This is a genomic window from Burkholderia sp. Ac-20379 (assembly GCF_017104645.1).
In the GTDB taxonomy this organism is placed as follows: domain Bacteria; phylum Pseudomonadota; class Gammaproteobacteria; order Burkholderiales; family Burkholderiaceae; genus Burkholderia.
The window spans coordinates 1-1,427 of sequence record NZ_JAAGPF010000699.1; the positions used below are offsets into that span (position 1 = coordinate 1).

Consider the following 1,427-nt stretch of genomic DNA (forward strand, 5'->3'; position numbering starts at 1 on the left):
GCCGCGCGCGCCGATCTCGTGATGGCGTTCTACAACCCGGTATCGAAGGCGCGGCCGTGGCAGCTCGACCGCGCGCTCGACATCGTGCGGGCGGTGCGCGCCGCCGACACGGTGGTCGTGCTCGGCCACGATTTCTGCGTGATCTCGCTGTCGGACAACCTCAAGCCGTGGGGCGTGATCGAGGCACGGCTCGCGCTGGCCGCGCGCGCCGATCTCGTGATGGCGTTCTACAACCCGGTATCGAAGGCGCGGCCGTGGCAGCTCGACCGCGCGCTCGACATCGTGCGGGCGGTGCGCGCCGCCGACACGGTGGTCGTGCTCGGCCACGATTTCTGCGTGATCTCGCTGTCGGACAACCTCAAGCCGTGGGGCGTGATCGAGGCACGGCTCGCGCTGGCCGCGCGCGCCGATCTCGTGATGGCGTTCTACAACCCGGTATCGAAGGCGCGGCCGTGGCAGCTCGACCGCGCGCTCGACATCGTGCGGGCGGTGCGCGCCGCCGACACGGTGGTCGTGCTCGGCCGCGACATCGGCCGCCCCGGCGCGACGCTGCGCAGCACCACGCTCGGCGAGCTGCGTTCGGATCAGGTGGACATGCGCACGATGGTGATCGTCGGCTCGTCGAAAACGCGCCGCTTCGCCAGCGGCGAGCGCGAGTGGATCTACACGCCGCGCTTCTACGAATGAAACGCGGCTGAGCGCGCGGACGGCGACGCAGGCCGCGATCGTTCCCGGCCTGCGGCCGACGCCTCCGGCATCGCGTGCCATCCGGTGATCGTCGGCCAGCCGAAAACGCGCCGCTTCGCCAGCGGCGGGCCCGAGTGGATCGACCCGCCGCGCTGCCACGATCGAAGATCGAATCGCGGCTGAACCCACAAGCGGCACGCGAGCGGGAACCGCCCTCGGCATCGCCCGCAACGTGCAGCGCGCAGTGCTGCCAGCCGCGCTGCTAACCGTGCGCGCCAGCCAGCCCGTCGATCATCACCTGCCGGTGCCCGAACGAGCACGGCTCGATGCGGGCCACCACACCGAACACGTCGGCCAGGCTCTGCGGCGTGACCACCTCGCCCGGCGCCCCGAAACGCTCGATGCGCCCGCGATGCAGCAGCATCGCGCGGTCGCAGGCGCGCATCGCGGCGTTGATGTCGTGCAGCACCACCACCGTCACCATGCCGCGCTCGCGCGTGACGTCGCGCAACACCTGCATCACGTGGAATTGATGGTTGAGATCGAGCGCCGACAGCGGCTCGTCGAGCAGCAGCACGTGCGGATCGCGCACCAGCGCCTGCGCGATGCCGACCAGTTGGCGCTGGCCGCCCGACAGCTCGTCGAGCGAACGCGCCGCCAGCGCGCCGATGTCGAGCCGCGCCAGCACCGCCTGCGCGGCGGCCAGATCGGCGGCCGTGCCCTCGCGCGCCAGCGCCGGA

General features: G+C 71.7%; 1 protein-coding gene and 1 pseudogene. One reads left to right on the plus strand and one right to left on the minus strand.

The features are described 5' to 3' along the window. A pseudogene (locus tag G3N92_RS35265) lies at window positions 1-687 on the plus strand (hypothetical protein); the annotation flags it as partial. Window positions 688-949: 262 nt separating this feature from the next. Here G3N92_RS35265 and G3N92_RS34070 read toward each other — a convergent pair. Continuing rightward, window positions 950-1,427, minus strand: a 478-nt coding sequence (locus G3N92_RS34070; protein ID WP_206131875.1) for an ABC transporter ATP-binding protein, incomplete at its 5' end; no start/stop codon positions are given.